Source organism: Aliiglaciecola sp. M165 (genome assembly GCF_007197995.1).
In the GTDB taxonomy this organism is placed as follows: Bacteria; Pseudomonadota; Gammaproteobacteria; order Enterobacterales; family Alteromonadaceae; genus Aliiglaciecola.
This window is the reverse complement of the sequence record NZ_VKKH01000004.1, coordinates 375,088-401,850: the sequence shown is the minus strand read 5'-3', so window position 1 is coordinate 401,850 and position 26,763 is coordinate 375,088. Positions and strand designations below refer to the sequence as shown.

The window sequence follows — 26,763 nt, the reverse complement described above, 5'->3', positions numbered from 1 at the left end:
CTCTACTGAACCAATACCGCAGCACTACCAATGGTCGCTGCACAAGTGGCTTTGGCGATAGTGCGGGTATAATTCGCATCACATGTTTTACCTGCACCACAGTCGGTCAGGGTATCTATCAAGTTATTTAATTCTGTAGCAACTGCAGTGCGCTCGGGCTGAGTAGCAACATTTTGTCCAATTACCCTGTCGAGTAAAGGCGTGATAATCAGGTTACGGTCTTGTGTATCATAGGCACTGCTAGCAGGTTGAGTGAAATCAAACCCCGCAAAGTAACTGGCACGCAAACTATTGTCTTCGACTAATTGATCGCAATATTTGATTGCCATTTGGGTGACTGCCATTTGGTTTGACGCCAGGAAGCTACCCGGGTTTGTCACTGTGGGAAGCTGTTGTTTCAAACTTTCAAATGACGCCTTAACTTCTGCATTGCTGGTAGGTACACCAGTAACAGCGGACATACTTGCATTAATTTCAGCAAAGTTTCTGACACCGATAACTGATTGAGCCTCTAGGTCGGCTGCCGGGGCTGGCGCGGGAGGATCGGCTTCGACCACAACATTGCTGGCGTTGCCAAGTTGTTCAAAAGTTAAGAAAAATTCGTCCACTTCGGGGCCTTTTTCAATGGCAACAGTTGTGCCTAGTCGAGATAAGTTTTGTCCTTGTCCCAGTACGTAGTCATTTGAATTGATGTTGACGTCCAGGTTTTGGAAAACTTGCCCGGTGGGCGCTTCACGACCATTCACCCCAAGTCGCATGCCACGCATAGGTACATCTTCGATGCTTGCATTACTATCCAAGGTCACAAAGAAGGGCTCGGTAAATAGGTAGCTGTAGCTATCAAACTGACTGACTTCCATCACCACATAACTTTGTGGAATACTGATGTGTTCGGAGACGTTAAACAGTAAGAAGAACTTTTGACCGATCCCCACATCAAAATTCTGAGTGATTTGCTCTGGCGTTAATGCACGATTGTGGATGGCCACCAAGCGAATTGAACCTGCCCAAGGAATATCACCAGATACCTCGTTACCTAGCACAAACGCATAGGTGTCGTTCCACTCGTTGAAGTTGCCCACATCAATGTCGTCACTTACTCCGGCATTTTCGCCGTTCACAAAGATTTGACGACCATTAACCGGGTCATAAGTGACCACTACATGTTGCAAACTTGCTTGAAGCAGCTCATCTGCATCGGCGGTAGATAACGCAGGTTCACCGTTTCCGTCAGTTTCGCTGGTTCTAAGTAGGTAGTCGTAGTTATAAAGTGTTTGTCCCAGCATTAAATTACGGGCTTGAGAGCCACCTGAATAGCTCACGATCCTCGCCGGGCCTTCTTGAGTCACGTTCGCCGGTACAACCCAAGCTTCAATGGACATTTCGCCCGTAGCCGTGATCAAGTCATGGATCTTTTTACTACTGGCTGTGCTGCCTTGCGCTTTACCATTTTGCAGTTGAATTCCCCAACCGCCTATCCAGTTGACACTGCCGCTGAGGGTTAAATTTATCGCCGGTTCTACACCACTCGTGTCGAAGGCTGTTGTACCTGAACCCGTTTTAAACTCCCATTTAGCGATTACGTCAGTCTCAAATCGACCGCCGCCAGTTGCCAATGTACCATCAAACAAGGTTAGCGCTTGGCTATTGACTAGCTCGGGGGCCAGTTCTGTCACGTCAATGCCATCTGACATGGATTGAATCGCGGCGATAAGTTCGTCACTGTCGCTTGAGCAATTGCTCCAACAGTTGTGGAATTCGTCGCGAACTCTGCCCACAAAACGGGATACCGCAGGGTTGTCCAAGTTAATTCTGGCTTTTGACGCTTCATAAGCTTCATCTACATCGCTGGATGCAAAATAAGGCGAAATAGGAATGGCAGCAGAATTAGTATGGCAACTCGCACAGTAAGTTTCTAACAGAGGATGAACCGTGGCAGCAAATAAATCGCTGTCTGCCGGGAAGTTTTTGTTGGCCCCAGGGGCCTTTTGCACGGGTGCTTCTAACTGGATTTCGTTTGCGCTGACTTCCGTATCAGCCCAATTTGCGATCCACGTAGTCATGATGTCAGCACATGCATCTGCACTGGCTAACCAACAGTTGTGTCCCCCTGCTACTTTAGTGACAAGGCGAGAGCTTTCTGGATCTTCAAGATTCACCAATGGATTCGTTTCAGCGTAAGCCAAATTGATATCATCAGCACGGACGAACTCCGGTGATTGACCACCGTCTACATGGCAAGCGCCACAACGATCGGTACCACTGATGTTGTCCCATAAGCTCAATTTGAAACGCTGCACGTCATCTGTGCTCGCAGGCGGCCCGGAATAGGTTTCTCTGGGTTGTTCTACCGGTGGTGGAAGAGGCGTTTGTTCCACTGTAGCGGAACTGCCTCCGCAGGCTACCAATACCAATGCACTAGTTGCTAGTAAGGAAATTTTAAGGGTTTGGGAGAGAGTTAAATACTTCATGATTAGCTCCCCTTACAGTAGTTGGCGGCATCAGCAAATACCCGTTTGATCTGAAATCCGCTGTCTCGGAAATTGCTAACCATAACGCTGATTTGGGTGCGGTCGTCATTGTCTTGGGGCTCGCGTAAACAGACGTTGTTAAATACTTTTTTCACTTGGCATTGAGCAAATTGCTGGCTGTGGGCCAGTTCTCTACCCATTGTTTTAGCGCCGTACCCGCTGCTGGGTAAAGATTCATCCCAACCCAAATTCTTATTTAAACCCGAACGCCAATAATTGTCCCAACGATCATCTTCGATAATAAAACCAAAGGGAAAGTTGTTACCGTTAATTTGATGTTTCTCGGTCACTCGTGAGCCTGTTACCGGATCGGTTTGGCCTTCGCTGTTGTAGGTGAGTCGGCCATTAATGCCATCAGGGTCGCCCTCGATGTCATAGGTATAGTTGTAGTAAGCAAACGCTTGAGATAAAGGATCCATGCCTGAATGGCAGCCAATACAAGAATTTAAAAATATTCGGCTATCGCCACCTGGGCTGCGACTGACGTCTTGACGAATTCTATCGGGTGCTCTGGACACGTCTTTTACCCCTTCTAAATCAGTGCATAGATGATTCATCAAGGTAAAACGGAACATGGCGCGATTGGTTCCATCTTTAAAAAACGATTTGGCTGCAGCGCGAGTTGTCATAACACCCGCGGTCGCCTCATCAGGTAATCCCGTGACGGCTGTTTGTGTGCTTGCCACTAACGCGGTACTCAGATCGAGCTCTCGGTCTTCCATTGCCTGATAGTGATTATTATTATCGATAGCATAAGCCGGTAAATTCAATCCAGCATCACCCACATAAAGTATGTTGCCACTGAGAATTTCTCTAAAGTCGACATTGTCTCTGGCGATTCCAATCACCGTAGCGGTGTAATCATTGAGTGGTGCAAACACATCTGCTTCTTCATTTGTCCAGGGGGTCACCCAGTTTTTCAGCGTGACACTATAAAATGAGGGATTATTCATGGCCATAAAAGCGGCTTCATCGACATCATCATCAGCAATTAACATTGCCATAGTGTCCAGTGTCGTAGCATCTGCTGGCACCCCAGCCAAGCGGTCATGTATACGTTTGGCTTGTTCTCTCGGGCCCGCAAAAGCGTCTGTAGGCGCGTACAATGTCGCAGCGAACATGAGTCCTGCAACGGTTTTTGTCATAAAAGGGTGGTTACACCAAAGATGACCCATGTTTGATACTGCACTTTTCAAATTGGAACTCCTTACTGCTGTACACCTAAAGTAGACGAACTCGCCCCGAAGGGTAAATATGTGCGCCTACCATTACGTGTATTAATCTATACCTAAGTCAGTGATTGAAAGGATAGTCCCGTGTCCTTTCAATCCCTTGCGTGATAAATACGGCTTTGTGTTATCAAGAATTTTCAACTTAACTATCTTTAACTCAACTATCACACCATTTATTCGTAAGCGTTTTAGTTTAGTACGCGATATCGCATTTGCTTATCCAAGATTAAATAGCATTTTTCAGGCCAGCGCCCATTCTTGTTGCGCTATATCGAAAATAGAGTCGTTTTCAAGTGCAGTTTTTGGGGGAAGTAGTCGGTTTGTAGAAACGTTCTTGGCCCCCTGGAAGGCTGCTCCTCCAACTAAAGTGCAAATTTTATTTGTTTTTCAATGCCCTAGGTGTGATGGTTAGTGGAATGAGGTGTGTTATATATTTGCTACACTTATCACTGTTCCCTCCTAGTTTTAGATTTTTTAAAATTTTTTAACTTTTTCTTTTGTAGTGATATCAATACCTTGAATCACTCAGGGGAAAGGGAACGAAAGGTATTAAATAATATTACTAAGCATTAATTGCTTGATTGTTAAGCGTGCTAGTTAATGGAACACTTGAGCACAATAGGTATTAGAGTTTGCAACACTCATAGCGTTTTTCGACAACATGAGTTAACAGATTGTCACGCGAAGGAGACAGTTTAAAGTTCCCAACAAGCGGCGGATAATACACCCTTGAAGTTATGTGTTGTGGAATCTCTTTTTGCGTTGTGGACAGCCATCGCGGCCCAGCACTGGATATTTGGCGGTAGAAATGAAGTTGAAAAGCATAAGCTCAACAAAGTTAATGCATTGCACGACTATGGCAGTATGCACAGCATTGCTGCTGACCGCCTGTGGCGGCGAGCAACAATTTGTTTCAAATAACCAAGAACCGGATCCTGTTGTCGTTGATGTGCCTATTGCGTTTGTTAAGCGAGCGTTACCCCTAGACGAAGATGGTAACCTGATCACCAATGACCTAAGACAGCCCTTCGAGTTTATCCCAGGCGCGGCAATTTTTGTGAAAGCCAGAGCGTCAGCTAGTGCTCTTGAAACTAACATTACCGATCGTGCATTTTTCAGCGAGGAACAAACAGAACAGGCAACCGATGAAGATCCCTTACCGGGTTACGATGTAAAAGACATGGAAGTGTCATACGACGGCGAGCGTCTTGTGTTTGCCATGCGTGCGCCAGAAATTGAAAATGCTGATGACGACGAACAACCCACGTGGAATATTTGGGAATACAATCGCGTCACAGATGTACTCAGAAGAGTAATTACTTCTGACATCGTCGCAGAAGAAGGTCAGGATACTGGCCCAGTCTATTTGCCTGATGGCAGAATCGCTTTTAGTTCAACCCGTCAATCTGGTAACCAAGCCATTTTACTTGACGAAGGTAAACCCCAATATCAAGGTCTGGATGAAGGACTAGATGAGTTTTCTTCGGTAATCCATGTGATGGATTCCGATGGTTCAGACATCCAGCAAATTTCCTTCAATCAGAGTCACGATTTGGACCCAACCGTATTAAGCAGCGGTAAAATTTTGTTTAGTCGCTGGGATCAAGCCGGTAACAACGACAGCATTAATTTATACCAAATGAATACTGATGGCTCTGAGTTAGAAATTCTCTATGGCCGTCACAGTCATGATTCAGATAGAACTGACGACTCACTGCAATTCGTCAAGACTCGCGAACTGCCTGATGGTCGTGTGCTTAGCGCAATTCGTCCTTTTTCTGGTGAGACCATTGGTGGCGATTATGTCAGTATCGATTTAACGAATTTTATCGACATTCAACAGCCCATTGCGTCACAGACTGGTCTTGCTGGGCCGGCGCAAGTTCCCGTTTTATTCGATAACATCACTATTGATGGCAGCTTATCGCCTGGTGGACGCTTCGCATCAGTATATCCTTTATGGGATGGCAGCGGCCGTGTCATTTTTAGCTGGAGTCAATGTCGTGTGTTCGACCCGGAGCAAGAGGTTATTGAGCCAGTCGAAGGTGTTGAACCCGAACCACGTAAAATTTTACCTTGTGATGAAGAGTTGTTGGCTAACCCGGATGTGGAAGAAGCGCCCTTGTTATTTGGCTTGTGGATGTTTGATTCGGTTGAAAATACCCAATTACCTATAGGTGTACCTACCGAAGGTGAGATGATTACCGAAGCCCTTGCGATGGAAGAGCGCCCGTTTCCTGGTAATGCTCAGCAAGCGACTGAGTTTGAACAAGAACTTGCCGACGCGAACCTGGCCAAGGTGCATATTCGTAGCGTGTATGATTTTGCTGGTGTTGACCAATCGCCTCAGGGGATTGCCGCACTTGCCGATCCCACACAAACTCCCGTATTAAATCGTCCCGTTCAATTTATCCGAGTGGTGAAGTCAGTTTCTATTCCAGATGAAGACGTGCGCGATTTTGACAACTCAGCGTTTGGCCGCAGTCGTAATCAACTTATGCGAGAAATCATTGGCTATGCGCCAGTGCAACCGGATGGGTCGGCCTTGTTTGAAGTGCCGGCAAACTTGCCACTGGCCTTTAGCCTGGTAGACATCAACGGCAAACGAATGGGTGAGCGCCACCAAAATTGGTTACAGTTTGCCGCTGGTGAAGTGAAAACCTGTAATGGCTGTCACACGCAAGACAGTGAATTGCCTCATGGCCGACCTGATGCTGAAGCCCCGTCAATCAATGCCGGTGCAACCACCACAGGTGCGCCATTCCCGAATACTAACCCCGCACTGTTTGCAGACTTGGGCGAAACCATGGCACAAACTGCTGCGCGCATTAATGGTGCACAGTATCCTCAATCGGACATTACGTTTGAAGATATCTGGACAGATCCGGCGATTGCAGCACCCGCTGAAACTATCACTTACGCCTATGGTGATTTGAACTCTCCTTTACCGGTAACTACAGCCTGTGCGACAAATTGGACGCCGCTTTGCCGTATTCAAATTAACTACCCAGAAAGTGTTCACCCCATTTTTGAAGTGTCACGAGTGACCTTGGCTGAAGATGGTGTCACTGTATTAAGCGACCAAACCTGCGTGAGCTGTCATTCGCCAACCGACGAAGCCGATATGCCAAAAGTACCTTTGGCTCAATTGGATTTAACCGGTTCCCCCTCTACTGACAATCCAGATTTTTTGACCAGTTACCGAGAGCTAATGTTTGGCGATCAAGAACAAGAGCTTGTTGAAGGTGCGCTGGTTGACCGTCTAGTGCAGGTCTTTGACCAAAACGGTGATCCAGTCTTTGAGCGTGACGAAGACGGTGAATTGATTTTGGATGCTGAAGGCAATCCTATTCCTGTTTTTCAAACCATTAATGTTGCTAATAGCATGAGTACCAACGGTGCCCTCAGCAGTGCCCGCTTCTTTACACCATTTGAAGCAGGTGGCAGCCATGTGGGTTGGTTAACGCCGGCGGAACTCAAACTGATCGCAGAATGGCTGGATATTGGTGGCCAATACTATAATAATCCCTTTGCGGCTCCGGCAGACTAGTTGATGGAAGTTATGGCAAAGTGGATGGTCCTGATAGGACTGATAGCGTGTGTAAGCACAACAGTTAAAACGGTAAACGCTGAAGAAGTGTTGCCAGAAGTACAAATAGTAGAGCCCTACATTGAAATGCATACCGGCCCAGCTGTGGGATATCCAGTATTTTATGTGGCAGAAAAAGATGAATGGATCAGCGTGTTAAAACGACGCACAAGCTGGTTCAAGGTGCGCACTCGCAAAGGTCAGGAAGGTTGGGTCAAACAAGACGCATTGAAACTGACGCTCAGTAGTGAAGGCCAACCGGTTGAAATCGCTGATGGCAGCTTTGAAAGCTACCAAGAGCGCACTTTTGAATTTGGTGCCAGCGGCGGTTCATTGGAAGGAGTGCCGTCGTTGTCAGTATTTGCCAGCTGGGTGATCACTGAAAATATCGCTACTGAATTGAGTTACAGCCAGGCATTAGGGGATTTTTCAGAAAATCGTTTTGCATTGTTAAGTGTGACCCATACCACTTTTCCAGAGTGGCGCTTTTCGCCCTATTTTAGGTTAGGCCTAGGGCAACTGCAGACTAAGCCTCGGGCAAACTTGGTGCAATCTGGCGAAGAAACACGCACCAGCGATTTATTGGCAGGCAGTATCGGATTGCGATACTACTTGGCACAAAACTTTGTTGTACGACTTGAATATCAAAACTTACTTGCGCTGACAGAGCGTGATGAAAATGAGGAGCTGGAAGAGTGGAAACTCGGATTCGCAGTGTTTTTCTAGGAACGGTTTTATTCGCTTTGGCAAACACGGGCTATGCGCAGCAGCAAGATGAACCGCAAGCGCAAAATCAGACACAAAGCGTGATTGAGCCTGAATTGCAGCGCCGTGATATCAACGAATCAAACATCGATAGCGAGAACTTCGAAATCGGTTTGTTCGCCGGTATTCTCAGTATTGAAGATTTTTCTTCTGATCCGGTGATAGGTGCACGTCTGGCTTATCACGTCAGCGAAGATTTTTTTGTCGAAGCCAGTTATGGAAAGTCGGAAGCCGGGCGCACCAGTTTTGAAATATTAAGTGGCGGAGCGCCTTTTTTAACTGACGAAGAGCGCGACTACACCTATTACAACCTGTCATTGGGCTACAACCTAAACGGTGAAGTGTTTTTAACGCGCAATCTGGTGTTTAACTCGGCTACCTATTTTACCTTGGGTGCAGGCAGCACAGACTTTGGTGGCGATGACCGCTTTACAGTGACCATTGGTGCGGGGTACCGATTATTACTAACCGATTATTTTGCGCTGCACATTGGCCTTAAAGATCACATTTTTAATAGCGAAATTATTGGCGAAGAAAAGACCACCCATAATATTGAATATGGCCTGGGCGCGACCTTTTTCTTTTAAGTCAAATTAAATCGAATAGTTGACGGAGTATTGTCATGAATTCAAAACCTTTTTCTAATTTCTATCTGCTGTTTGCAGCAGTCATCACATTAATGCTGTTTACCGCATTTACTGCTACGGCTGCTGACAAGCAACCTGCACCAGATTTTACTTTAAAAAGTAAATCTGGAGAGAACCTGCGCCTAGAAGAGCAGCAGGGCAATGTTGTTTTGATCAACTTCTGGGCGTCTTGGTGTGCGCCATGTCGAGAAGAATTGCCACATTTTGAAGACATGCAACAAGAATACGAAGACCTTGGCTTTACTGTATTGGCAGTCAATGTGGATGAGAATCCAGAAAAAGCCAATATCTTGCTTGATGATATTCCTGTGAGCTTTCCAGTGTTGTTTGATGACAACGATAAAGTCAGCAAAATGTATGACGTTCGTGCCATGCCAACGACTGTGATTGTTGACCGTGATGGTAACAAGCGTTTGACCCATTATGGCTACAAAAGCGGTGATGAAGACAAGTATAAAACAGTGATTAAAACGCTGTTAAGAGAATAGTACTTTCAGCCTTGGTGCTTTGAAGGAAATAACGATGAATAGTAAACACTCTCGTAATATCGGTATGGCGGCTATCGTCGCTAGCGTGCTACTCACAAGCGGTTGCCAAACTACCATTGAGCCTTGGGTTAAGCCTTACGAGCGCGATAATCTTGCTGATCCTATCATGGCAATGAACCGCAACCCTGTGTCGTTTAGTTACACCATGCACGCATTCCAAGCCCGCGAAGGAGCGCGTGGCGCTGAAGGCGGAGCTGGTGGCGGATGCGGGTGCAACTGAGGGTGACCGGATTGATGTTAAAACGCAGCCTGATTATTTTAATTTGCATTCAGGTACTACTGATGTTTGCAGTGAGTGCAATGGCCGCAGTACTTCCTCAAGAACGCGCCGATGTCATGTATCACTCCTACGAAGGTGATGGTATGTCCATTGACGGACCATCAGTACTGGTCCGTAAGCAATTTGGCAACAAGGTGTCGGTGTCAGCAAATTATTATGTAGACACTATATCTGGTGCTTCCATTGATGTGCTGGCGACAGCGAGTCCATATGAAGAAGAACGCACCGAACATAGCGTGGGTGTTGATTTCCTGCACAATAAAACCTTGATGAACCTGAACTTTACCAGCAGCTCTGAAAATGACTTTGAAGCCCGGTCGGTTCACTTTGGTATTTCGCAGGATTTTTTTGGTGACCTAACCACCTTAAGCATGGGCTATTCAAAAGGTTGGGACGAAGTGGGCAAACGGGGAGATGAGAATTTTCTCGAAGAAGCCGAGCGTCAGCAATTCCAGCTAGGTCTGACGCAAGTGCTTACCAAAAACATGATCATGGGTCTGACGTTTGAAAACATTTCTGATGAAGGGTATTTAAATAATCCCTATCGTGCTGTGCGATTTGTCGATCCAACCGCGGAACGTGGCTTTCGGTTTGAAACCGAGGTATACCCTAATACTCGCACCAGTAATGCGGCGGCGATTAACGTAAATTATTACTTGCCTTACCGAGCCAGCGTGTATGGTGAAGCGAGAATTTTCTCTGATACCTGGGGAATTGACGCGACCAGCTACAAGCTGGGTTACATCCATACTTTTGGTGACAACTGGTTGTTGGATTTGCGTGTTCGTGTGTATGAACAAGACAGCGCTGATTTTTATCAGGATTTATTTGCTCGTAGCGCAGAATTTAACTTCCGCGCCCGAGACAAGGAAATGAGCACATTTAGTAACGTCTCCTTAGGGCTCAGTCTCACTTATGAGCACAAGTTTTCTCAGTCTTCCTGGATTAAAAAAGTCACCGCTAACTATGAGTTGGATCACCTTAGATTCCAATATGATGATTTTAGAAATGTGCTCGCTGATGCGCCAGTAGGTGAAGAGCCATTATTTGAATTTTCCGCCAACGTGACACGCATTTTTGTGTCAGCTTGGTATTAGGAGAACACATGACATTCGTTCGTTCATTTTTTATTTTTAGTTTGTTGTTTGTAGCAACCTTTAGCGTTGCCCAAGACGCCAGCAATGAAAACAATAGTGATGCTAAGCCTGAGTCTATCGCAAAGCAATTACAGCAACTGAGAAAGGATGTTGTAGCACTTAACCGTGACCTGTTTGTACTTGAAGAAGATTTGCTTTTCCCATCCAGTACACAAGTAGTGGTGTACCTTTCAATGGATGTAGGTACTTACTTTAAGTTGGATTCCGTGGAGTTGAAAATGGGTGGTGAGGTCGTCACTCAGTATTTATACACAGACAGACAAATTGATGCGCTGTATCGCGGTGGCGTGCAACGCTTGTATATTGGCAACTTGCCACAAGGTGATCACCAACTGAATGCCTTTTTTGTTGGTAAAGGGCCGGAAGATAGAGAATACAAACGTGCGACAACCTTCACCTTTAGCAAAGGTGCCGATGCCAAAGCACTGGAATTGACGATTAACGATTCCACTGCCAAACAACAACCAGAGTTTGCTGTTGTTGAGTTGTAATGGGCAAGAATGTGCTTTGTATAATGCATAAGATTAAGGCAATAAAAACTGCTTGGTTGGCAGGATTGTTTATGTTCTGTTTTCCCGTCCAAGGGGTTCAATCCTGTGAGCAAAATCAGCTGGACAAAGCCTATCAGGAAATTTTGTATTTTTATTTCCAACAAGATTTCTACGAGGCGCTAACACGTTTTGAGATCCTTAATCAAAAATGTCCCAGCAGCCTGGAGAAAGTCTCTAATACCGGGGTTGACCCGCTGCTCCTTAAGGGCGGTATTAGTTTGGCTTATGGGCTGGAAGAACAAGCCGCGGACATTTTTAATCAGTTACTTAGTCAAGTTGCAGACGACAAAACTCAAACTCAAGCTTGGTTTTTATTAGGCAAGGCGCTATTCCAAAAACAACAATATTCCCAGGCACAGGCGACTCTGAGTAAAATCAGCCTAGATAGTGCACAAGAATACCTGAGTGACTATGACAAGGATCAGTGGATTTATCTGCAAAGCCAACTCGCCAGTTTACAAAGCCAAGTGGATCCAGAGCAGGGTCTAAACACCCAATACTGGTTAAGTGAACTGTCAGACGATTCGATTTTCCGTCAGTACGTGCTCTATAACCAGGGGCTGGCGCAATTGCAACAGGGTCAATATAACCAATCTGTGCAGACCCTTGAACAGCTTGCCACTCAGCAAACCAGCTTTTTTAACGACCTATTGCAAGGTTGGTGGTCTCCATTGCAACAGATTGATCAGACCGAGCAAGATGCGTTACGTGATCGTGCCAACTTAACGATTGGTTATGCCCACCTCAAAAATCAACAAGCACTAAAAGCGTTAGAGGCGTTCAATCGTGTTCGTTTGGATTCGCTTGATACCGATTCTGCGATACTCGGTTATGGTTGGGCGGCCGCACAGCGAGAAGAATATCAAACTGCGTTGTCAGCCTGGCAGCGATTGCAAAAAGTGCCTCGCAGTAACGAATATGTAATGGAGTCTTATTTGGCGTCTGCCTATGCCTTTGAGCAAGCGTTTGCGCCCACCCAAGCAGTGGATAACTTACAGCGCGGGCTAAACCGTTTTGCCCGTGAATCTCAATTTTTACGCGCCAGCCTCAACACGATCAATGATGACTTTTTTACGCAGCTTGCTGTTAATGAAGATTGGTCTGAGGAAATCCCTGCACACCTTTCGGCAGTGATGTTAAGTAAGGAATTTCGCAATCAAATGGCTTGGTTGTCGCAAAGCTTAGACTTATCAAAGCAATTGGCTGCTTGGCAATCTCGCTTGGATACCTTTAGTTTAATGTTAGATGAACGTGAACAAGTTACTTTGGCCCGCGCAGAAGAGCTAAAACAGAATGACCTGTTGGGCCGACTGGCAGAGCTAACGGCTACTCGCGATGCCTTGCAACAGCAACTTGAGCAGTCCAAAAAATCACCGCAAATCCTGGCCAACGAACAGGAATTGGAATGGCAGACCCGTTTAGAAAGAGCGTTGGCGAATCATCAAAATATTGTCACCAAGCGTGCAGAGCTTGATCAAAAGCCTCTTAATCCGAAGTATCAGCAACGGCTGAAACGATTGCAAGGGGTGATGGTCTGGAATGCCGCAGATAACCTAGCTTCACGCAGTTGGCAGGCACAAAAAGTGTTAAATGACGTTAACTTAGCCATTACCAAAACAACGGCGCAGCAAGGCATTCTTGTCACCCGACTAAATGAACCGCCTAAATATCAAAGCCAGCGACAGCGTATCGCGCAGCTACAAAATGAATTGAATGCCAAACGCGACGCAAATATTGCAGTGCAGCGTATGCAATTGGATGAACTTAACAGTTTGTTTGCGTCCAAACTCAATCAACAGTTGGCACAACTGGATAACTACAAGTTGCAGGCACAGTTGGCGATTGTGCGCTTGAACGACAAAGCGTTTAGAAAAGCCCAGGCAGATGAACAAGGGGCGCAGCGATGATGGTGCGCAGATTTGTCAACAAAGCCCTGTTCAGCAAGGGCATGCGTTTGGGGCTCATGACCAGCGTTCTGGCAATCACCGCTTGCAGCAGTGTTTTTGATCCACCTCCTGAAGAACAGGCCGTTGCGCCTAAACAAACCTTAGGTGAAGTGTATTTCGAGCCAGTTTCGCTTAATCACGATCCATTACCTGATCAAGGATTACAAAATTTACGTGATGCCTATCGCGGTTTGCTTGACGTGGTCAATGATCCAGAAACGATAAAAATTGTGCAATATCGATTAGCTGATCTGGAAATTTTGCTTGCTGAACAGCAACAGGAAGTAGGGGCAGCGCCCATCGATCGCGGATATTTTGATTTAGCCATCGACCAGTACCAACAGATTTTAGCCCAACATCCACAACAAACCGACAACGCCGAAGTACTCTATCAGCTGGCGAAAGCTTATGATCTGCAAGGACAATCTGAACAAAGCCTACAAGTTGTTGATCAGTTGTTGAGTGAATTCCCAGACAACCTTTATGTGGCTGAGTTGCAATTTAGACGTGGCGAAATCCTTTTTAACCGCAACGACTATCGTGGCGCAATAGCGGCATATAATGAGGTTCTGACGTTTGGCGAAAACAACGACTATTACATGTCTGCAGCCTACATGTTGGGTTGGAGCCATTTCAAAACCGAACAGTACAACAATGCGCTGGTGGCTTTTACCAAGTTGCTCGACCAAAAATTACCCAACAGCGTGATCGATTCGCAGATGCTTAGACAGCTTCGCGCAGAGCAACAACTTGAATTGTTGCGCGTAGGAGAGAAACGTTTGGTCAACGATAGTATCCGCATCATGGCCATGTTGTTTTCCTACCAAGGGGCAGAACAAAGCCTAAAAGCGTTTTATGAGCAAGTTGGCGAGCGTCATTATGAAGATTTAGTTTACGATCGTTTAGGCCAGCAATTTCTCAATGAGGATCGTTATCGCGATAGTGCTCTTGTATACCGTGCATTCACAGAAGTGCATCCAGAGCACAACAAAGCACCGTTTTTTGCAGTAAAACAAATTGACGCTTACATCATCGGCAAGTTCCCGACCTTGGTTTTGCCTGCCAAACAAGACTTTATTGACCGTTATGGCATTAATGGACCCTATTGGCAAGCTTGGGGTCAGCTTCTTCAAGAAGAAGTGAAACCATTCTTAAAAGACTATCTACAAGAGTTGGCGCAATACGAACACAGCAAAGCGCAATTGCTAACCCAAGCGGCCAATGAACCTGACGAAGAACAGCTAGATAAGGTTGAAGAAAATCGCGAAAAGGCCACCATCGCCTATCGTCAGGCAGCCAAGCTGTACAGAGAGTTTATTCAAACCTTTCCTATTGATGACCTGACACCGCAAATGACCTTTAATTTGGCAGAAAGTTTATTTGAAGCCCGTAATTTCATTGAAGCGATAGACGCATACGAAATTTATGCCTATCAATACCTCAACGAGCCCCGTGCTGCTGAGGCGGGTTATGCAGCGATTCTGGCCTTTAGAGAGCTTCGCCAGACTCTTTCTGATCCGCTAGACATACAAAAATGGCAAGACGAACAACTTGCCAGTCAGCAACAATTTGTCAATCGCTTTGCCGATGATCCACGCGCTATCGATGTTCTGTACGATTCGATGCAACAGTTTTTTGCGCTAGAACGTTTTGATATGGCAATTGAAAACGCCATGAGCGTGTTGGAATGGCAACCAGCAGTAGATAACGAACGCAAATTGGCGGGACAGTTGGTTATTGCACACAGCCAGTTTGAACTGCAACAATTCGCCGACGCCGAATTAAGCTATGAAGGCATTCTGGCGCAATTACAAATCAGCGACCCACGTCACAAGGATATGTTGGAAAGGCTCGCCGCCAGTATTTATAAACAGGCCGAAGCCAACCTTGAGAAACAGTATGTGTCTTTGGCCATTGACGACTTCTTGCGTGTAATTGAAAAAGCGCCGTTAAGCAGCGCCAGAGTCAATGCTCAATACGATGCCGCCACCTATTTGCTGGAAATGAAACAATGGACTCAAGCCACCGAGTTGCTTGAAGATTTCCGGGTAAGATTTGCCAGCCACCTGTTGGCTGCGAATATTCAAGACAAGTTAATCTTCGCCTATCAACAGAATGAGAACTGGTTGCTAGCAGCCAACGAATTAAAACAGTTGTGGCAGGCTGATCCTAAATCTGAACAAGGTAGAGAAGCACTTTACATTGCTGCCCAATACTATTTAAAAGCGGATGAAAGGCAGCCTGCACTTGAGTCTTATCGCACCTACGCACACAGCTACCCTGAACCTTTTGATGAGGTAACCGAAGCCCGCTATCAAATGAGTGAGTTTTATGTGCGCAGCAATGAAGACGCGAAACGCCGATTCTGGTTGCGAAAATTGATAGAGGGCGATGCCCAAGCGGGTAACAGTCGAACCGATCGGTCTCGTTATTTGGCTGCGATGTCGTCGATGGTCTTCGCCCAAGACAGTGTGCAGGCGTTTAAAAATATTAAATTGTCATTGCCGTTAAACCGCAGTCTCAAAAAGAAACGTTCGGCTTTAGATTCAGCGCTATCAAGATTAAATGCCACATTGGAATATAAAATCGCCGAATTTAGCACCGCTGCTAATTTCAAAATTGCCGAAATTTATGGTCAGTTGGCTCGTGACTTGATGCAGTCAGAAAGACCAAAAGGGCTGTCTGCTCTGGAGTTGGAGCAATACGATATTCTGATTGAAGAACAAGCCTATCCCTTTGAAGAACAGGCGATTGGTATTCATGAAGCCAATATCAAACGCACGGGCCAGGGTGTCTATGATCGTTGGGTAAAAGAAAGTTTTGCTGCCTTGAGCAAATTATTGCCCGGACGTTACAACAAATCTGAAAAAATTACGGAGAATATCGATGAAGTCTATTAGTTCGATGCAACTCCTTTTAGCATGCTTAGTCGTCTTATTCGTCAGCGGATGTGCCAGCCTCGACACAGTGTTTAGTGAGGCACCGGAAAAGCCAGAGGCTGCTCAGCAATCAAGCGATTTAGCCAAAGAGACTGAACAAGCTTCCGAAGGTGGCGCTGCGCAAGGTGAGCAAGCACAAGTTGTTGTTGACCCGCTACAACAGAAAGTTGCTGAGCTACGTGCCATGCCCAATCTGTATCTTTCGGGTTCTCCCAGCGTTGATGAAACGGCCAAACGTCAGTTCAGGCAAGCCGTAACCGCTAAGCAGGAGAACAAACCTAAAGTGGCGGAAACTATTTTGTTGGATTTGACCCAGTCTCAACCGGGTTTGTCTGGTCCGTGGGTGATTTTGGGTGATCTGAAAATGGATGCCTACACCGCGTTACCGAATAGCAAGTGGGATCAGAAACAGGAATTGTTGCAGCAAGCCAAAACGTCTTTTGAAAAAGCGATTAAAGCCAATCAACATAATTACTTTGCGCATAATCGCCTAGCCCGTGTGCTACGAGAACTTGGATTATTCGAACAAGCCGAAGCGCATTATAAAAAAGCCATTGCCAGCTGGCCTGCATATGATAATGCTTATTTAAACTTAGGCATTCTTTACGATTTATATACAGACAAAAAAGCCCAAGCATTGAGCCAGTTTGAGTTGTATCAAGCGCTGCAGGAAAAACCGTCCAGGCAAGTGAGAGGTTGGATAGCCGATCTTAAACGGCAGGTTAGGACCGCTTCAGCAGGAGGGGCGCAATGAAATCGCTGATTATCGTTACCTGTTTGCTTTTTTGTTCGAACGTTTTTGCTCAAGCCCAGCAAGACACCATAGCTGACGAACAGCCACTTAACGCTGATCCCGCTGCTGCACAAGTGGCGCAGGAACAACCATTAGAGACTACTCCCCAATCTGACTCGCGCTCTTCTGATCAGCAACGCGTGTCCCAGCGAAACGGTATTTTGCAAATTCAGGACACCATTCGTGGTAGTCGTGAGCAACCCAAAGTTTTGTCTATTGTTCCGTGGCAACCACCGCGGGACAAGGCATCCCTCCCTAGTCCATTTGTAAAGCGCATAGAGCAGGATTTCATGCCTTTGGATCGTGAGGAGTTTATACGCAAGGTGCAACATTTTGAGCGCGCAACAGGCGATGATCAAAAATAACAATCGATAAGTGCTTGGAAAAGGTAACAAAATTAACCTTCTAAGTTATTAAAAAAGTTAACTGTGTGGATATTCTCATACGATACAGCCGGAGATAAGCGAGTAGACTGTCTCCCATTGCAAAACTAAGGTGCTGTTATGGAAATTTTTAACGTTATTGTTCGCTTCTTTCAAGAAGGCGGATCCTTTATGTTCCCAATTGCTGTTGTGTTGGCAATCGGTTTGGCGATTGCGCTGGAGCGCTTCTTGTTTTTAAGTTTCGCCAAACGAACTAATCAAAAAGCTTTCAAGCAGATCGAGCCCATGCTTGAGACGGCAAACTACGACGGCATTTTGAATTTTGGTAAATCAAATAGTGCGCCTATCAGTCGTATTATTGGTGCAGGTATTGCCAGAATGTCACTTAGCCAGCGCAGAGAAGACATTGAATATGCGATGGAAGAAGGCTTGATGGAGAGTACTCCCAGGCTGGAAAAACGCACAGGATATTTGGCAACATTGGCCAATATCTCAACCCTATTAGGGTTGTTAGGTACCATCATTGGTTTGATCGCTGCATTCTCTGCCGTGGCCACAGCAGACCCATCTGAAAAGGCCAGCTTGTTGTCGCAAAGTATTTCGGTGGCGATGAACACCACAGCATTTGGTTTGATTGCGGCAATTCCATTGCTTGCCTTTCACTCCATCTTACAAACCAAGACTACTGAGATCGTTGACAGTATGGAGATGGCAGGTGTGAAGTGTTTGAACATGCTGATGGGCCGTCAGGCAATTTCTACTCGTTCACGTACCACGGACTAATTCCTTATGTTGGGCAGAAGAAAACGTCTGCAAAAAAAGGATGCCGAACTGGATATCACCTCGTTCATGAATTTGATGATTGTGCTGGTGCCTGTTCTGTTGATGATGATGGTGTTTTCACGCATTACGGTGTTAGAGCTTTCACTTCCTGAGTTGGGCGAAGCGACTGAGCAAACCGAATTGGATGAAAAAGACAAGCAGCTTGAAATACTGGTACGTCAAACGGGTATAGAAGTGTTTTATCCGCAAGGTTATCTGGTTCAGGCGATCCCCAATGTCGACGATGCATACGATTATCAGGGTTTACAAGACATCCTTAAACAAATTAAGCAGACACTCAAAAACAAAGGGCTTGAGAAAAATCAGGCGACCTTGTTACTCGAAGAAGATATTCCGTATCAGGTCATTGTGGCACTGATGGATACCACCCGCTCATACGATGAAGTTGTGGTCGCGTCAGTGGTTCAAGCCGAGCTGTTTCCGCAAATCTCATTGGGCGATGCGCCGGCGCTATTAGTGTCAGAAAACGCCAATGGCAACCCATAACAAGAGGACAAATAGATGAAAAAATCCGTTCGCGCCTCTCGTATGGAGAGACATCACAAGCGCATGGCCAAAGAATCCAAGTTGAGCTTGGTGTCATTGATGGACATCTTTACCATTTTGGTGTTCTTCTTGATGTTTAACGCTTCGGATGTGCAGGTTTTGCAGACCGACAAAAGCGTGAAGCTTCCTGAGTCCAATGCTGAAACTGCCGCACAAGAAACCTTGGTGTTGCTGGTCAATGCTAACCACATATTGCTACAAGGCCAGAAAATGGCGGACGTGGAGCAGGTTATTGCTCAGCAAAGCAATATTATTGAACCGCTTGAAAAAGAACTTACCTATCAAAAGAACCGCACCAAAATTATTGCGGTAGAAGGTGATGATGAACGTGACCCCAATGACATAGCTCGTGCAATTACGATCATGGGTGATCAAGCGATCCCTTACAGCTTGCTGAAAAAAATCATGCAAACCTGTGCACAGGCTGGGTATACCAATATCTCCCTGGCAGTAGAACAAATTCCACAGGAAGGTGAAGCATGAGTGCGGTAATGCAATCGCAATTCCGCAGCCAGTTACCCTGGTCATCCAGCGATAAAGAAAACAAGTTCTTTAACAAGCTGACCATGGTGGTGTTGGTTTTGACCCTTATCATGGCGCTGGTAGTGAAATGGCAGGAATTACCTGAGCAAACCCGTGAAGAAAAGGAACGTATTCCTCCTCAGCTGACCAAGATTATTGAAGCGCAAAAGGTAGAACCGCCAAAACCTGTTGAGCCGCCTAAGCCTATCCCGGAAGAAGCGCCACCTGAAGAGGTTATCGAAGAGCCTGAGCCGGAACCAGAGCCACCTAAACCAGTAGAGGAAAAGGTTGAGCCGCCAAAACCTGAGCCCAAACCAGAAGTGAAACAACCTACTCAGGCAGAATTGGCCGAGCAAGCTCGTGCAAAAGCCAAACAAAGTGGGCTGCTACAGTTTCAGGATGATTTAAACAGTATGCGCAGCCAAGCGAATATCAATAATCTTGCCGATACCGAGATGATCCAAGGTGCGGGTCAAACCAACGTTGAACAAAGGGCGTTTATTGGTAAAAAAGTCGCTGACAAAAGTGGTGGTCTAAATACCAGTAATCTGTCATCTGATGTGGGTGCTCGTGGTGAATTGGCTGGGCGTAAAACCACCGAATTCAATGCACCTAACGAAGGCTTAGCGTCGTTAGCGGCTAAAGAGTTAGTCACTGAGGAAACCGTATTGGGCAGTCGTGACGTGGAATCTATCCGTAAAGGCTTTGATGCGAATAAAGGTGCGTTGTACACCATTTATCGCCGAGCACTGCGCGAAGATCCAAGTCTACAAGGTAAGATAACGGTGAACCTGCAAATCTCTCCCGATGGCAGTGTCAGCAGTATCAAACTGGTTTCCAGTGAATTGGACTATCCGGAATTGGAAGACAAGCTACTAGCTCGTATTCGTTTGATTAACTTTGGTGCCGCCGCGGTAACCGCCACAACGTTGGATTATTCGTTAGACTTCTTCCCGTTTTAATTAAATTAACCCCAATCTAGAATTGGGGGTTAAATTAGTTAAGCCAAGTGTTTATGCGCATAAACACTTGGCTTTTTATTTTCAAAACGTCGGCTCTTCATATCCACCATCTGCTTTAACTTTCCAGCCAAATGCATCTTCTGCGGCCTTTCTGATTTCGCTGTTTACCCAATGACCATCCGTGCCATTGGTTAGCACGACAATACCTTTTCCTTCGTTTATCTGGCCTTCCATGTAGGCTCTATAACTGTTGTTAGCACCGCCATGATGGAATACCCTAGTGTCACCAGAGCCGTTTAATCTTGGACCTAATCCATACCAACTGTTTTTGACCCGTGTCAACATGTCTTGGGCGACGGGCTTGGGCAAAAAACCATCTTCAGCATGCTGACTGTTCATTAGTGCCAGCACAAATTTGGCCAGATCTTCTGCGCTGGTCCACAGCCCAGAAGCCGCCATTTCAGGCATAGCTTCATACCCCCGCGGAAGCGCCGTGGGCTGTCCATATTCATCATGAGCCTTAGCAACATTTTGATAATCTTCCGGCAATGGGTTTACAAATGTGCTTCTAGACATCTTAAGTGGGGCAAACACGTATTTTTGCGCGGCATCAGGGTAGGCAAGGCCGGTGACATCTTCGATTAACTGTTGCGACACAGTAATACCACCACCGGAGTAATCCATCATTTTGCCCGGCTCAAACATCAACCTGACCCGACCGTTTTTCGCAGGCCCAGTGCCATTTAAGGTTTGTAATGGCGTGGGCAAGGATTCGTTAGGTAGGTAGTCGGCAAAGCCATGCTGACTAAACCCAGCGGTATGGGCAAGTATCCGTCGCAAAGTGACTTTGTGATCCGTTGTGTGGGGTGACTCTTCAACTTTCCAAGACTTCAGGTAAGTATTTACATCGGCGTCCAGATCCAGTTTTCCTTCAGCAACCAGGCGCAAAATTAATGCTGCGTTGATCATTTTACTTACAGAGCCAACTGAAAAGACGGTGTCCTCATCAATGATTTGTTCAGTTCCCGCTAATTTAGTGCCGTAACCGGCTGACCAAACCACTTGGTTATTGTCGATAATAGCAACGGCAACCCCAGGCACCTCGTGAGCAGCAAGTCGCTGTTCGATGGTCCAACGTTTAGGGTTATCCTGACCTCGCTTCATGCGATCAATTAAGCCCGTTTCAAAGGCAACAACACGAGGATCCTGATGAGTTTCCTTTGGATTCGAATAGCTCATCGGTGCACTTAAACCTATGGTTAGGAACAAGGAGGCATATAGCGACTGTCTCAAAGATAGGGGCTTGAATGCCATTATTATTCTCCATTCTGGACTAAATGTTATTACCCAGCTTACGAGGCATCCTTTACGCGGCAAAGCCCTACAATGTTACAAAATGCATCACGCTCAAGTGGTCAAAAGGAAATGGCGTACCGACTAATCTTTTTAAATAGTAAAAACGTATGAGTTGCAAATAGTTAGAGGTAGAAGCCAAAGTGAAAAAAGTGTTTGCAGCGTTGTTAGTGAGTGTTTTACTGACTGGATGCGCCAGTTATGACTATCCAGGCGAAGTTAAAATAGGCGCGGCAATGCCTGCGGCAACGGGCGAAAGTTTGGATGGACAGGTGATTTCTATACCGGAGGATTTTATTGGTCAACCCACCTTGTTATTGCTCGGGTATGTGCACAAGTCTCAGTTTGATATAGATCGCTGGCTGATTGGTTTGGATATGACACAAACGGATACTCGGGTATTTGAAATCCCGGCGATTAAAAATGTCTTTGCTCGGCTGGTGAGCAACAATATTGACAACAGCATGCGAGAGGGGATCCCCAGCGAACTCTGGGCAGATGTAATCACGGTTTACACCGATGGAGACAAACTGCAGCGTTTTACTGGCAACGTAAAACCAAAAAATGCACGGGTATTATTACTCGATGAACAGGGAAAGGTCGTACACTTTTACGATCGAGGTTTCTCAGTTGCTGCGCTAAATGCATTGCGTGAGAAAATTGGTTGAATTGCTGTCATAAGATTTACCAGAGTAGGTATCTTCCCCACATAAAATAGCTCTATGTACACAGCGTGACACTCAATGATAGTAGGGTGTGTCTTCTAAACTTATCTGGCGCTTCTTTGGCAATGGTAAATCAAGTTTTTATGTTACTTGTCATTCAAGTTTAGTTGGTGGGGTAAACTCAATGGTATAGTTTGTGGGTGTCCATTGTTTCTGATTGTTTCGGAACTTGCACCAAATCGCTGTATCATCGTTTCTGCTTTCTCGCATTTACAGGTGCCAAAACCCATGTCAAAGTACAGAGTCTGTCGGCTCCCTCACGCTTTGGTTTTGTAGTAAGTTCAGTCAATCTATGCAACAGTTGATTTACTTCCAAGATATCACCGTCTGTTAACCAGCATTTATTGCGACTGGCCCAAAGATTTCGGTTTTCACCGATAGTCACTGAATCCTTTAAGACCAATGCTTCAGAAAAATCCTTTAATGTTAACTTCATCATGGCCGACGTCATTTTTTTGAGGCTAGCAACTATTTCTGGATCCGATAAATCGTAACGAGTCATGATGTCGCTTATTGACGTTTGTGACAGAGTGTAGACGGTCTCTAGCCGGCGATTAACCTTGTTGACACTGTCGACCTTTATGATTTCAGCAGTCAACAATTTCTTGATGTGATAATACAACGCATCGGCAGGTCTCCCCAAATGAGAAGCGATCTCGGCAATGCTGCATTTTCCGAATGCTCGCAAGGTATCTAGGATTTCCTGTCTAACCCCGTTAGATATAGTGTCTACCTGCTCAGAAGTAGTTATTAAAAATTTTTTATTCAAATCGTTACTCATCATCATTGTTGAAATTTATTGATATATTTCAACAGTAATACTATATTTGTGAAAACACAAACTCAAAAGAGAGAATCAATGAAGTATTTGGCATTTTTATGCAACGCTAAGATATGTCTAATCTTAGCGATGATCATTAATCTATGCATTGTTGAAACTATTGAAGCAGCGACTCAACAATTAAGAACTACGAATAATCGTTTATTCATAACCATTTCTGTTAACGGAGTCACAACCGAAGCATTGCTTGATTCAGGTGCCGAAATGTCGCTTATTGATGGATTATTTGCCGATACACTGTCATTAAACTTAAATGGCTCACAGATTGCCAAAGGTACTGGCGGTAGTCAAAAGGTGCAATTTGCTTCAGGGGTTAATTTCGACATTTTGGACGTAAAACTACTAAACAGAAATGTTGCAGTTTTGGATCTTTCTGATATCTCAAAGAGGATTATTGGAAAACCTGTTAAGGTGATTGTTGGCAGAGAATTCTTTGATTCAGCAAGAATTCAACTTAGTTTTAGAGATAAAAGCATATCTACAGTTAAAAAAGATTTAATACCCTCAGGCGCAGAACTACCGTTAACGAATTCTCATGGCATCAAGCAGTTTCCTTTACAGTTTGAAAATTCCGCTAAGGTCTTAGCCGATTTCGATTTGGGTAATGGAAGCGAGGTTTTGATAGGTGCTAAATATGCAACGAAGAATAACCTGTTAACCCCGGCAAGATTGATCGGGAAAAAACCTGGAGGCGGTATTGGCGGCAGCATAGAAAGAAACTTAGTTATGTTGAAAAAAATCAATATTGCTGGAAAAGACTTTTCGAGCATCACTGCAGCAATAGACCCTACAGACAATGCCGCTGACATAAATGTCGGTGTTTCAATTTTGAAGTCATTTGATATCACAGTTGATTTTTCGGAAAATAGATTGTGGCTACTGCCCATTGATTAGTAGTTTCACGCCGAAATTTTATCAAGAAATGTGAGACCATAGAAAATAGGTTTATGTGTTTAGTTAGAGGTAATTTATTCATGAGTGAACTTTTTAAATTTGGGGAAAATATTTTAGAATCTCAGCCCTTCAGCAAATTGCTTGGCGCTAAACTAATTCGTTTTGAAGTTGGTACCGCTGAAATTGTTTTGCCCATTAAAAACGAACTAAAACAGCAACATGGATTTGTACATGGGGGAGTTGTAAGTTACTTGGCTGATAACTGCTTGACCTACGCTGGAGGTTCGGTTTTGGGTGACAGCGTTACATCTGAGTTCAAAATAAACTACTTACGCCCCGCTATTGGCCACACTTTGATTTCAAGAGCGACAGTAATATCTTCAGGTAAACGGCAAGCAGTTTGCGAATGCAAGGTTTACGCGGTAAGTGAAAACGGTGAAACTCTAGTGGCGGTGGCTCAGGGAACAATAAGTAAAATAGAAAAAGCATAGTTATAGGATCATATGCACCCACAATACTCATTCTCAATAGTTGATCTCTTTATGCCAACTATTTAGTGGCAGGAAAGTAACAGGCAAACGAATTTCTCAATTCAGCATTTGCATCTAAGAAGTAAAAAAGAACAAGACCTAGATACTTTTAATCGATCTTGTTCGATTTCACTGTTGTACTTAGACAATTTACGCCGCTTTGGCCATGAGTTTTTGTTGTGCTTTTACTTTTCGCACGTGAATTTGGCCAGTGGTAGCAAAATAAATCAATTCTTCGACCGATTCGCCAGTGAGTTTTGTCAATTGCATTTTCATTAGCGGTGCCATGAGGTGCCCAATAATTGGCGTCAGGTCGACAACTAAATGCATTGACACCTGACATGAGCTTTCACCCAGAGGCGTAATTTTCCATCGATTATTAAGCTGCTTTACAAAAAAAGGCATCCCTGAAGCGATCGCCTTGTATCCCACTGAAAATGTACCGGGGTTGTATTCTGTTATGGTTTCATCTACCGCACCTATGTCGGTCTGGCATGTTCTTCCGGTGAACTTTGAGCCATTAATTGATGATCCGCTTTGTTTGCCTGAAGAGCTTGCAACACCTGAGGCCCATTGGCCAACACTATCGAACTGTTCCCCAATTAACGCCCAAATCTGTTCAGCGTTAACGTCTGCCTTTAGGTCATGTTTCACATTAATTTGCATTATATTTTCCTCGTTTGAGAGCTAGTTGATTTTCTGCAGGCATGAATACATGGACACATGAATACATGGACAGGCATGCTCAAAAATTTAATTTTCACTGTCTTGGCCAGTTTGGAAACGGTACAGGTTTGTCTGATTAAATATCCATGTTTTAATAATTCTAAGACTTTAGCGTGTGTTTTGGAGTGAAAATACGGTTTTCAGTTCAGCATAAATGGACGCGTCTTGCGTTTGTCAGATTAGGAGGGTTTGAATCGTGGCGAGCGTGTCTATCCAGATAGTCGTTTTTGTCTTCTACGTTTTTTGTATGTTTGTAGTGTGGTCACATTTCCGGCGGCCACACTAAAATGCCCTTCAAATTCAGACGTTAATCTCTCCCAGAGCATTTCATCAATACCGAGTCGCATTATGATAGGGGATTGATTGATATCTATCGCGCCGCGTTTGTGAGGATGCAGAGTTCTTCCGGATTGCTCTACCAAGTTGATGTAGTCAATCAGGTTGAATGTTAGGCCATGGGGTTGGGTTTGCCGCGGATTACCTACGAATGACATTAATGTTCTGGGCTGATAGCCTCGTTTAAGGTCTTGGATGCGTCGTCTAATGCTGGTGTGCTCTGACGTTTCAGGAGTTTTTGCTATGCTAGCACGGATTGGATTTAGGTCGACATACACCATGCAGGCAGCCAATGCATGTTCATCCAGTAATGCTTGTGATTTAAATCGTCCTTCCCAGAAATGGCCAGTGCAGTTGTCTTCTTGGTTAGCTTGGCGGGCAATGGGTTCGTTTAATTCCCGCATAAACCAGCTGATATCCATGAGTCTTTGTCGGTAAATGGCAAGTGTCGAGGCAAGCGTTAACTTTTCAGCCTCACACAATGAGTCAGCACCTTCGGAAGCAAATCGCTGAGTAAGCAGTGTACCTTTGTGAAGTTTGTGCCATCGAAGACAAATGTCTCTATCAGACAATCCCTTTGCTTGCTCGGCATTGACACATAACACCACATGAAAATGATTGCTCATGATGGCATATGCACACACTTCGATGGCAAACGCAGTGGTCAAAAACAACAGGCGGTCTTCTACCCACTGTCTGCGATGCTCATAAGATTGACCGGAATAGGTATCTTCACCACACAAAAACGCTCGGCGTACACAACGTGAAAAACAATGATAGTAGGATGTGTCTTCTAAACTTATCTGGCGCTTCCTTGGCAATGGCAAATCAAGATTCCTTTGAAACTAGTCACTCAAGCTTAGTTGATGGGGTAAATCCGATGGTATAGTTTGTGGGTGTCCATTGTTTTTCAACAAGCGTCCCTGTCTAACCGTTTGTATTTAGCCAATGACTGTTTTTATCTTGTAAAAGCGATTGCTGCTTCAGGGTGATTTTTAAGTAATCTCTGAATAATCGAGCGTAGTTAAAATTCTACTAAGTAGCTGTTATCTAAATAGGATATTTACCTATTATCAAACCCTTCTTCATTATAATTTCCTTATATTCTTCATTAAGTTGACCTA

Annotated in this window: 24 protein-coding genes and 1 pseudogene; 18 read left to right on the top strand and 7 right to left on the bottom strand. The window is 45.1% G+C overall.

Annotated features, from left to right (window positions below; all coding sequences use genetic code 11):
• Positions 1-2: 2 nt before the first annotated feature.
• Both FM019_RS09125 and FM019_RS09120 read right to left on the bottom strand, forming a co-directional pair.
• On the bottom strand, positions 3-2,471 hold the full coding sequence (locus FM019_RS09125; RefSeq protein WP_143835603.1) for a LamG domain-containing protein: 2,469 nt from the start codon (positions 2,469-2,471) through the stop codon (positions 3-5).
• A 2-nt stretch (positions 2,472-2,473) separates the two neighbouring features.
• Positions 2,474-3,727 (bottom strand): hypothetical protein, encoded by a 1,254-nt coding sequence (locus FM019_RS09120; RefSeq protein WP_260681583.1) that lies wholly within the window; start codon positions 3,725-3,727, stop codon positions 2,474-2,476.
• 844 nt (positions 3,728-4,571) lie between these two features.
• Between FM019_RS09120 and FM019_RS09115 the strand changes: the two genes are divergently transcribed.
• The 15 genes from FM019_RS09115 to FM019_RS09045 all read left to right on the top strand — a co-directional run bounded on the left by FM019_RS09115 (position 4,572) and on the right by FM019_RS09045 (position 20,234).
• The gene (locus FM019_RS09115) at positions 4,572-7,313 is read left to right on the top strand and encodes a hypothetical protein (protein WP_260681582.1); all 2,742 of its coding nucleotides are present in this window, start codon (positions 4,572-4,574) and stop codon (positions 7,311-7,313) included.
• Between the two features lie 12 nt (positions 7,314-7,325).
• Positions 7,326-8,078 carry an SH3 domain-containing protein gene (locus FM019_RS09110; protein WP_260681581.1) on the top strand — a complete coding sequence of 251 codons (753 nt, stop codon included), beginning with the start codon at positions 7,326-7,328 and terminating at the stop codon, positions 8,076-8,078.
• A complete protein-coding gene (locus tag FM019_RS09105; protein WP_143835601.1) occupies positions 8,048-8,704 on the top strand; it encodes an outer membrane beta-barrel domain-containing protein in 657 nt (218 codons plus the stop codon). Before FM019_RS09110 ends, FM019_RS09105 begins: the two co-directional genes overlap by 31 nt.
• A 35-nt stretch (positions 8,705-8,739) precedes the next feature.
• Positions 8,740-9,252, top strand: coding sequence for a TlpA family protein disulfide reductase (locus FM019_RS09100; RefSeq protein ID WP_143835600.1), 513 nt, complete (start codon positions 8,740-8,742; stop codon positions 9,250-9,252).
• Between the two features lie 34 nt (positions 9,253-9,286).
• Entirely contained in the window at positions 9,287-9,532 is a 246-nt protein-coding gene (locus FM019_RS09095; protein ID WP_221934367.1) for a DUF4266 domain-containing protein, read from the top strand.
• A 62-nt stretch (positions 9,533-9,594) separates the two neighbouring features.
• Positions 9,595-10,689: a DUF3570 domain-containing protein gene (locus FM019_RS09090; RefSeq protein ID WP_260681580.1), complete on the top strand. Its 1,095-nt coding sequence runs from the start codon at positions 9,595-9,597 to the stop codon at positions 10,687-10,689.
• Positions 10,690-10,697: 8 nt separating this feature from the next.
• Complete coding sequence (locus tag FM019_RS09085) at positions 10,698-11,240, top strand: hypothetical protein (RefSeq protein ID WP_143835598.1); 543 nt, start codon at positions 10,698-10,700, stop codon at positions 11,238-11,240.
• Positions 11,241-11,263: 23 nt separating this feature from the next.
• Positions 11,264-13,207 carry a tetratricopeptide repeat protein gene (locus FM019_RS09080; RefSeq protein WP_185969233.1) on the top strand — a complete coding sequence of 648 codons (1,944 nt, stop codon included), beginning with the start codon at positions 11,264-11,266 and terminating at the stop codon, positions 13,205-13,207.
• Complete coding sequence (locus FM019_RS09075) at positions 13,204-16,146, top strand: tetratricopeptide repeat protein (protein WP_260681579.1); 2,943 nt, start codon at positions 13,204-13,206, stop codon at positions 16,144-16,146. The genes FM019_RS09080 and FM019_RS09075 overlap by 4 nt, the downstream gene beginning before the upstream one ends.
• Positions 16,133-16,939: a tetratricopeptide repeat protein gene (locus tag FM019_RS09070; protein WP_143835596.1), complete on the top strand. Its 807-nt coding sequence runs from the start codon at positions 16,133-16,135 to the stop codon at positions 16,937-16,939. Before FM019_RS09075 ends, FM019_RS09070 begins: the two co-directional genes overlap by 14 nt.
• Positions 16,936-17,343: a hypothetical protein gene (locus tag FM019_RS09065; RefSeq protein ID WP_143835595.1), complete on the top strand. Its 408-nt coding sequence runs from the start codon at positions 16,936-16,938 to the stop codon at positions 17,341-17,343. The genes FM019_RS09070 and FM019_RS09065 overlap by 4 nt, the downstream gene beginning before the upstream one ends.
• 138 nt (positions 17,344-17,481) lie before the next feature.
• On the top strand, positions 17,482-18,144 hold the full coding sequence (locus FM019_RS09060) for a MotA/TolQ/ExbB proton channel family protein (protein WP_143835594.1): 663 nt from the start codon (positions 17,482-17,484) through the stop codon (positions 18,142-18,144).
• Positions 18,145-18,150: 6 nt separating this feature from the next.
• Entirely contained in the window at positions 18,151-18,690 is a 540-nt protein-coding gene (locus FM019_RS09055) for an ExbD/TolR family protein (protein ID WP_143835593.1), read from the top strand.
• A 15-nt stretch (positions 18,691-18,705) separates the two neighbouring features.
• Positions 18,706-19,233 (top strand): ExbD/TolR family protein, encoded by a 528-nt coding sequence (locus FM019_RS09050; protein WP_143835592.1) that lies wholly within the window; start codon positions 18,706-18,708, stop codon positions 19,231-19,233.
• Positions 19,230-20,234: an AgmX/PglI C-terminal domain-containing protein gene (locus FM019_RS09045; RefSeq protein ID WP_143835591.1), complete on the top strand. Its 1,005-nt coding sequence runs from the start codon at positions 19,230-19,232 to the stop codon at positions 20,232-20,234. Before FM019_RS09050 ends, FM019_RS09045 begins: the two co-directional genes overlap by 4 nt.
• A gap of 81 nt (positions 20,235-20,315) precedes the next feature.
• On the opposite strand, the gene FM019_RS09040 is transcribed toward FM019_RS09045, so the two are convergent.
• Positions 20,316-21,548 carry a serine hydrolase domain-containing protein gene (locus tag FM019_RS09040; protein ID WP_143835590.1) on the bottom strand — a complete coding sequence of 411 codons (1,233 nt, stop codon included), beginning with the start codon at positions 21,546-21,548 and terminating at the stop codon, positions 20,316-20,318.
• A gap of 182 nt (positions 21,549-21,730) precedes the next feature.
• Here FM019_RS09040 and FM019_RS09035 point away from each other — a divergent pair, with 182 nt between their 5' ends.
• Positions 21,731-22,255, top strand: coding sequence for a hypothetical protein (locus FM019_RS09035; RefSeq protein ID WP_143835589.1), 525 nt, complete (start codon positions 21,731-21,733; stop codon positions 22,253-22,255).
• Positions 22,256-22,261: 6 nt separating this feature from the next.
• Here the strand turns inward: FM019_RS09035 and FM019_RS20990 are convergent.
• Positions 22,262-22,378, bottom strand: a pseudogene (locus FM019_RS20990) (transposase); the annotation flags it as partial.
• Between the two features lie 121 nt (positions 22,379-22,499).
• Positions 22,500-23,081: a winged helix-turn-helix domain-containing protein gene (locus tag FM019_RS09025; RefSeq protein ID WP_185969232.1), complete on the bottom strand. Its 582-nt coding sequence runs from the start codon at positions 23,079-23,081 to the stop codon at positions 22,500-22,502.
• A gap of 60 nt (positions 23,082-23,141) precedes the next feature.
• On the opposite strand from FM019_RS09025, the gene FM019_RS09020 reads away from it, so the two are divergent.
• Positions 23,142-24,047: a retropepsin-like aspartic protease gene (locus FM019_RS09020; RefSeq protein ID WP_143835587.1), complete on the top strand. Its 906-nt coding sequence runs from the start codon at positions 23,142-23,144 to the stop codon at positions 24,045-24,047.
• Between the two features lie 80 nt (positions 24,048-24,127).
• Positions 24,128-24,538, top strand: a complete 411-nt coding sequence (locus tag FM019_RS09015; protein WP_143835586.1) for a PaaI family thioesterase — start codon at positions 24,128-24,130, stop codon at positions 24,536-24,538.
• A gap of 189 nt (positions 24,539-24,727) precedes the next feature.
• Here the strand turns inward: FM019_RS09015 and FM019_RS09010 are convergent, their stop codons facing one another.
• Both FM019_RS09010 and FM019_RS09005 read right to left on the bottom strand, forming a co-directional pair.
• Complete coding sequence (locus FM019_RS09010) at positions 24,728-25,243, bottom strand: SRPBCC family protein (RefSeq protein WP_143835585.1); 516 nt, start codon at positions 25,241-25,243, stop codon at positions 24,728-24,730.
• 269 nt (positions 25,244-25,512) lie between these two features.
• Positions 25,513-26,466, bottom strand: a complete 954-nt coding sequence (locus tag FM019_RS09005; RefSeq protein ID WP_143835584.1) for a transposase — start codon at positions 26,464-26,466, stop codon at positions 25,513-25,515.
• Positions 26,467-26,763: the final 297 nt, after the last annotated feature.

Coding starts and splice junctions, on each gene's coding strand:
- FM019_RS09100 (WP_143835600.1), top strand. CDS start 8,740: ATGAATTCAAAACCTTTTTCTAATTTCTATCTGCTGTTTGCAGCAGTC.
- FM019_RS09095 (WP_221934367.1), top strand. CDS start 9,287: ATGAATAGTAAACACTCTCGTAATATCGGTATGGCGGCTATCGTCGCT.
- FM019_RS09045 (WP_143835591.1), top strand. CDS start 19,230: ATGAGTGCGGTAATGCAATCGCAATTCCGCAGCCAGTTACCCTGGTCA.
- FM019_RS09050 (WP_143835592.1), top strand. CDS start 18,706: ATGAAAAAATCCGTTCGCGCCTCTCGTATGGAGAGACATCACAAGCGC.
- FM019_RS09080 (WP_185969233.1), top strand. CDS start 11,264: ATGCATAAGATTAAGGCAATAAAAACTGCTTGGTTGGCAGGATTGTTT.
- FM019_RS09065 (WP_143835595.1), top strand. CDS start 16,936: ATGAAATCGCTGATTATCGTTACCTGTTTGCTTTTTTGTTCGAACGTT.
- FM019_RS09110 (WP_260681581.1), top strand. CDS start 7,326: ATGGCAAAGTGGATGGTCCTGATAGGACTGATAGCGTGTGTAAGCACA.
- FM019_RS09040 (WP_143835590.1), bottom strand. CDS start 21,548: ATGGCATTCAAGCCCCTATCTTTGAGACAGTCGCTATATGCCTCCTTG.
- FM019_RS09070 (WP_143835596.1), top strand. CDS start 16,133: ATGAAGTCTATTAGTTCGATGCAACTCCTTTTAGCATGCTTAGTCGTC.
- FM019_RS09055 (WP_143835593.1), top strand. CDS start 18,151: ATGTTGGGCAGAAGAAAACGTCTGCAAAAAAAGGATGCCGAACTGGAT.
- FM019_RS09115 (WP_260681582.1), top strand. CDS start 4,572: ATGAAGTTGAAAAGCATAAGCTCAACAAAGTTAATGCATTGCACGACT.
- FM019_RS09075 (WP_260681579.1), top strand. CDS start 13,204: ATGATGGTGCGCAGATTTGTCAACAAAGCCCTGTTCAGCAAGGGCATG.
- FM019_RS09015 (WP_143835586.1), top strand. CDS start 24,128: ATGAGTGAACTTTTTAAATTTGGGGAAAATATTTTAGAATCTCAGCCC.
- FM019_RS09060 (WP_143835594.1), top strand. CDS start 17,482: ATGGAAATTTTTAACGTTATTGTTCGCTTCTTTCAAGAAGGCGGATCC.
- FM019_RS09085 (WP_143835598.1), top strand. CDS start 10,698: ATGACATTCGTTCGTTCATTTTTTATTTTTAGTTTGTTGTTTGTAGCA.
- FM019_RS09010 (WP_143835585.1), bottom strand. CDS start 25,243: ATGCAAATTAATGTGAAACATGACCTAAAGGCAGACGTTAACGCTGAA.
- FM019_RS09090 (WP_260681580.1), top strand. CDS start 9,595: ATGTTTGCAGTGAGTGCAATGGCCGCAGTACTTCCTCAAGAACGCGCC.
- FM019_RS09125 (WP_143835603.1), bottom strand. CDS start 2,471: ATGAAGTATTTAACTCTCTCCCAAACCCTTAAAATTTCCTTACTAGCA.